This window comes from Nonomuraea sp. NPDC049784 (assembly GCF_040659615.1).
Classification (GTDB): Bacteria; Actinomycetota; Actinomycetes; order Streptosporangiales; family Streptosporangiaceae; genus Nonomuraea.
This window is the reverse complement of the sequence record NZ_JBFAMX010000673.1, coordinates 1-5284: the sequence shown is the minus strand read 5'-3', so window position 1 is coordinate 5284 and position 5284 is coordinate 1. Positions and strand designations below refer to the sequence as shown.

Here is a 5284-nt window from a genome sequence, read left to right as displayed (position 1 = left end):
GGCGGGATGGGCCACTCCTCGCCGAACATGGTCTCCGCCGCGCCTAGTATGCCGCCCACGGCCAGCACGCCCGCCGCGGCGACCGCGACATGGCGCCGCACCAGCTGGCCGCTGTTGCGGGCGATCTGCAGTCCGATCACGGCGGTACGCAGCAGCACGCCAGTGAGCAGGCCGAGCAGGATGGGCACGCTCTGCGGCGGGATCGGCGCCACCGTGGCCAGCACGACACCGGCCGCGGGGCTGACGCAGGAGAGTGCCAGCCAGGGAATGCGCGGTTTGCTGGCCATGTCGAGCATGGCCGTCATGGCCAGCCCCTCGCCGGCCGAGTGGATCATGAGTGCGGCCACGACGATGGCCGAGGCGGCCAGGGCCAGGGTCGCGCCCTCGATCATACGGTGCAGGGCCAGCGCGACGGCGGTGCCCACGCCTCCGTACACCGCGGCGCTGACGGCCTGCTTGACGCGCCTGTGCAGGCCGGGGGCGTGCCGCCCGCGCTGAACCGCCACCTCGTGCGGGTGGCCGTGGCGGGTGAAGTACGTGATGATGGCGAAGCCGATCACCCCGGCCAGCGCCACCAGCCACAGCGGCACTTCGGTGGCGTGAGCCTCACGCCAGGCGTCCGGCATCACGTCGGTCAGGGCAGTGATGAGCATGAGCGCCGAGGCGAGGGCCAGCCAGATGCTGATCTTGGCGGCGTTGCGCTGGGCCAGATGGGCTCCGGCCAGCGTGGACAGCGCCACCAGGCCCACGGCCGCCCACACCGTCCAGGCGGGCATGGCGACGTCGAGGCCCGCTTCTTGCAGCGCCGACTGCAGTGCCGGCCCACCGAGCGGCAAGGACATTTCACGACCTTTCTGGCGAGAGTGCGTGCGAAACGACAGTGCGTACGGAACGGCTCGATCAGGGCGCGGCGACGGGACCGGTGTGCGCCGCATGGCCGGGCGTAGCGATGTCCTCAAGGACGGTGCGTAGCCGGCCCAGCTGGGCGCGCAGGCTGTTCTGCAGGTGCCGGCCGTGGTCGGACAGCACCATGTCGAACTGGTCGAGCTGCTCCTCGATGGCCTCGCGGTAGGCCAGGCGAGCGGACTGGGTCAGCGCCTCGGCCGCGGTGGCGGCCTCACGCCGCAGCCGCTCGGCGTCGGCGCGGGCCTCGGCCAGGATCTGGCCCGCCTCCTGCTGTGCGGCCTCGACGGTGTCCTGTGCGGTCTGCTCCGCTTCGGCCAGCAGGTCGGCCGGGATCTGCGGGACGGGGATGTTCGCCAGACGCTCGCGCAGGTGGGCGTTGTCCTGCCAGAGCAGGCCGAGCGTGGTCTCCACGCTGGCCAGGAACGCGTCCACCTCGGCCAGGTCGTAGCCGGCGCGCAGCCGGACCACGGTGAAGACCTGATGGTGCACGGCGGCGGGGGTCAGCAGGGTGAGCTGGCCGGGGCCTGCCGCCTGCACCGGCAGCATGGCGGTGTCGTCGCCTATGGCGTGACTGAACGGGAGCCGGAGGCGTTGGTCGTGATCTTCGTGCTTGATGTGCATGACGGTGCTTCACCGAGCCCTTCGGTGCAACCCTTACCGTTTGACCAGGCAACTTATACGCACAGTAGTTGACACGTTACCTTGCGCTTAAACGTCTGGGCAGCCGGTCACAGGTAAAGCCGCCGGACGAGGCCAAATGATCTGTGACCCAGATCACATTAACCGCCTGTCCCCCCGAGGGGTCCTCGACCGTCCTGTCGCCGAGTAACCGGCTTCAAGGAAGGTCCGAGATCATGAGTCAGCTGATCGTCATCGAGTTCGTCTCTCTCGATGGGGTCGTCGAAGACCCGGACGGGGCGCAGGGAACGCCGTGGGGAGGATGGGCGTTCCGCTACGGGCCCGAGTCCGTGGCCGGCGACAAGTTCGCCCTCGGAGAGGTGCTCGACACCGGAGCCATGCTGCTCGGCCGCGTCACCTGGCAGCTCTTCTCCCGCATCTGGCCCTCCAGGGACGACGAGTTCTCCAGGAAGATGAACGCCATCCCCAAGCTCGTCGCCTCCCGATCGCTGGACAGCGTCGAGGGGTGGAGCAACTCCGCCCTCCTGCGGGGCGAGCTGATCGAGGAGGTGGCCGAGCGGAAGAAGCGCCAGGATATCGTGGTGGCCGGCAGCGCCGGCGTCGTCGACGCGCTGAAGGAGCACGACCTGGTCGACCAGTATCGGCTGCTGGTGTTCCCGGCTGTGCTCGGCCAGGGGCGCCGGCTGTTCGACCGGCCGGGACAGCCCGCCGGGCTGAGCCTGGAGTCCGCCGAGCGGGTGGGCCAAGCCGCCCTCCTGGTCTACCGCCGCGAAGCAGCTCAAGGAGACCACCGGTGAGATACGCACTGCTCATCAACGAACGTCCCGAGGCCTACGACGGCCTCAGCGCGGACGAGCGCGCCGCCATCAGCGCCGAGTACGTCACGCTGATGAAGGACGAACGTATGATCTCGGGCGAGCGGCTGCAGCCGGCCGACACCGCGACCACCGTACGGGTCCAAGGCGGCGAGATGCGGGTGACCGACGGGCCGTTCGCCGACACCAAGGAGATCTTCGGCGGGTTCTACATCGTCGAGGCCGGCGACCTCGACGAGGCGCTCGAGCTCGCCGCCCGGATCCCGGCCGCCCGCCTGGGCGGCTCGGTCGAGGTGCGGCCGCTGGTGGAGCTCTAGCCGGTGCTCGAGGAGATCTTCCGCGACCAGTGGGCGCGTGTGTTCGCCGCCCTGGTGAGCTACACCGGCGACATCGACGTCGCCGAGGAGGCCGCGCAGGAGGCGTTCGTCACCGCCGCCGAGCGCTGGAGCCGCGACGGGCTCCCGGACAATCCGGGGGCCTGGCTCGTGGTGACCGCGCGCAACCGGGCGATCGACCGCCTGCGCCGCGACCGTACCCATACGGAGAAGCTCCGGCTGCTGGATCGGCCGGAGCCCGGCGATGAGGTGGCGATGGACGAGACGGCGATTCCCGACGAACGACTCGAACTGTTCTTCATGTGCTGCCATCCGGCGCTCGCGACGGAGGCTCAGGTCGCGCTCACCCTGCGGGCGCTGGGCGGCCTGTCGACCCCGGAGATCGCCCGGGCGTTCCTGGTGAACGAGGAGACGATGAAGCGGCGGCTCTCCCGTGCGCGCACCAAGATCCGGGCGGCCGGGATCCCGTTCGCGATACCCCGGGAGGACCGCCTGCCCGCCCGTCTGGGTGCGGTGCTCGCGGTGCTCTACCTGATCTTCAACCAGGGGTACGGCGACGGCCGGGCCGACCTGACGGCCGAGGCGATCCGGCTGGCCCGGATACTCCTCGCCCTCACGCCCGGCGAGCCCGAGGCCATCGGACTGCTGGCGCTGATGCTGCTGCACGACTCGCGGCGCGCGGCCCGTGTTCGCGACGGTGAGATCGTCCTACTCCACGAGCAGGATCGCCGTCTGTGGGACTCCGCGCAGATCGAGGAAGGGCGAGGGCTGCTGGACCGCGCGCTCGCGCTCGGTGCTCGCGGCGCCTACACGGTGCAGGCGGCCATCGCCGCGCTCCAGGCTGAGGAGCTGATCGACTGGGCGGCCGTGGCCGCGCTCTATGACAGGCTGCGGGAGCTGACGGGCTCGGCGGTCGTGGAGCTCAACCGTGCCGTGGCGATCGCCGAGGTCGAGGGGCCGCGCGCGGCCCTGGCGATCGTCGACGCGCTCCCCCTCGACGGCTACCGCTACTTCCACTCCACCCGCGCCGAGCTCCTGCGCCGCCTGCACGACATCGCGGGGGCGCGGGCGGCCTACCAGAGGGCACTCGAACTGGCCACGACCGAGGCCGAGCGCCGTTTCCTCAACCGCCGGCTCAGCCTGCTCTGACGCGCCAGAGCTCTTGCCTCGCATTTACTGACCTGTCAGTATCGTGGCGTGAGCGATCAACGCGAGCTCAGCGCCGCCGGGGAGCGGCTGCTGGAGGTGGCCACCGAGGTCTTCTACGCCGAAGGCATCCGTGCCACCGGCGTCGACACGCTGGTGGCACGGGCCCAGGTGTCCAAGCCCACGCTGTACGCCCAGTTCGGCTCCAAGGAGCAGTTGGTCGCGGCCGTGCTGGATCGACGGCGGGCCGCGCGGCAGGCGGCCATGACCGCGTTCCTCCAGCAGTGCACGAGCGGCGGAGCGGAGCGGCTGCTGGCGGTCTTCGACTGGCTCGCGGAGGGGCACGGGCAGGAGGCGTTCCGCGGCTGCCCGTTCACCAACGCCGCGGTGGAGCTGCCCGATGCGGGGCATCCCGCGCGCGAGGTCATCTCGGCCTACAAGGACTGGCTGCGCTCGACGCTGACCCGCCTGGCGGCCGAGGCCGGTCTGCCGCGGCCAGAGGAGGTCGGCTTCGGGCTGCTCCTGCTCATCGACGGGGCCAACGCCCGGGTGGTGGTCGACGGGGATCGGACGGCGATGCGCAGGGCCAAGCAGGTGGCGGCCAGGATGATCGGAGCGGACCATGCATGAGTTGAAGGCGGGCCTGGAGCACACGTTCCGGTTCCGCGTGCCGGAGAGCAAGATCGTCGCGGCGCTCTATCCGGAGTCGCCGGAGTTCGCGGTCATGCCGCCGGTCTTCGCCACCGGGTTCCTGGTCGGGCTGATCGAGTGGACGTGCATCCAGGCCGTCGTGCCGTACCTGGACTGGCCGCGCGAGCAGACGGTCGGCACGCACGTCGACCTCAGCCACGCGGCGCCCACGCCGCCCGGCCTCGAGGTGACCTGCCGCGTGCGGCTGACCGAGGTGGAGGGGCGGCGGCTGCGGTTCGAGGTGACCGCCGACGACGGGCACGACGTGATCAGCACCGGCACCCACGAACGCGCGGTCATCGACGCCGCCCGCTTCACCGGGCGCGCCCACTCCAAGGGAGCCCCCGCGTAAATGGGAAGTGCACCACGAATGCCGGCACGGTCTGGGCGAGCGTGGTCAGTGGAAGGACGCCACGAACGACAGCACGGCCTCGGCGAACGCGTCGGGGCGCTGCTCGGGCAGGCAGACGCCGGCGCCGTCGATCACCTTCAGCTCGCATCCCAGCGCCTCCGCCAGGGCCGGCTGGTCAGGCAGCGAGTACGCGTCGTCCGCGCCGCACACCAGCAGGGTGGGAGTGCGCACGAGCGGCAGCCGCGACGCCATCTCGTACGCGTTCACGGCGGCGTGACCGTCCTGGAGCCGGTCCACGACCTGCAGGGCGTCGATCACGAACCGGGTGAGGTCGGCCTCCTGGCCTGCGTCGTAGAAGCCGCGCCGCTGCCGCCACAGCTCGGTGACGTGAGCGCCGTCGG

Annotated in this window: 8 protein-coding genes; 5 read left to right on the top strand and 3 right to left on the bottom strand. The window is 70.9% G+C overall.

The window, feature by feature from the left end:
* Both AB0J09_RS55405 and AB0J09_RS55400 read right to left on the bottom strand, forming a co-directional pair.
* On the bottom strand, nucleotides 1-842 hold an 842-nt coding region (locus AB0J09_RS55405), incomplete at its 3' end, for a hypothetical protein (RefSeq protein WP_360710439.1).
* Nucleotides 843-900: 58 nt separating this feature from the next.
* Nucleotides 901-1527 (bottom strand): DivIVA domain-containing protein, encoded by a 627-nt coding sequence (locus tag AB0J09_RS55400; RefSeq protein ID WP_360710437.1) that lies wholly within the window; start codon nucleotides 1525-1527, stop codon nucleotides 901-903.
* 233 nt (nucleotides 1528-1760) lie between these two features.
* On the opposite strand from AB0J09_RS55400, the gene AB0J09_RS55395 reads away from it, so the two are divergent.
* From AB0J09_RS55395 to AB0J09_RS55375, 5 genes are read left to right on the top strand one after another with little or no spacing between them, the layout of a single operon-like run.
* The gene (locus AB0J09_RS55395; RefSeq protein ID WP_360710435.1) at nucleotides 1761-2342 is read left to right on the top strand and encodes a dihydrofolate reductase family protein; all 582 of its coding nucleotides are present in this window, start codon (nucleotides 1761-1763) and stop codon (nucleotides 2340-2342) included.
* A complete protein-coding gene (locus AB0J09_RS55390) occupies nucleotides 2339-2677 on the top strand; it encodes a YciI family protein (protein ID WP_360710434.1) in 339 nt (112 codons plus the stop codon). The genes AB0J09_RS55395 and AB0J09_RS55390 overlap by 4 nt, the downstream gene beginning before the upstream one ends.
* A 3-nt stretch (nucleotides 2678-2680) precedes the next feature.
* Nucleotides 2681-3844 (top strand): sigma-70 family RNA polymerase sigma factor, encoded by a 1164-nt coding sequence (locus tag AB0J09_RS55385; protein ID WP_360710432.1) that lies wholly within the window; start codon nucleotides 2681-2683, stop codon nucleotides 3842-3844.
* A 48-nt stretch (nucleotides 3845-3892) separates the two neighbouring features.
* A complete protein-coding gene (locus tag AB0J09_RS55380; RefSeq protein WP_360710430.1) occupies nucleotides 3893-4471 on the top strand; it encodes a helix-turn-helix domain-containing protein in 579 nt (192 codons plus the stop codon).
* Nucleotides 4464-4883 carry a thioesterase family protein gene (locus tag AB0J09_RS55375; RefSeq protein WP_360710428.1) on the top strand — a complete coding sequence of 140 codons (420 nt, stop codon included), beginning with the start codon at nucleotides 4464-4466 and terminating at the stop codon, nucleotides 4881-4883. The genes AB0J09_RS55380 and AB0J09_RS55375 overlap by 8 nt, the downstream gene beginning before the upstream one ends.
* A 45-nt stretch (nucleotides 4884-4928) precedes the next feature.
* Here AB0J09_RS55375 and AB0J09_RS55370 read toward each other — a convergent pair.
* Nucleotides 4929-5284 (bottom strand): alpha/beta hydrolase (locus tag AB0J09_RS55370; protein ID WP_360710427.1); only part of this gene is annotated, 356 nt, incomplete at its 5' end.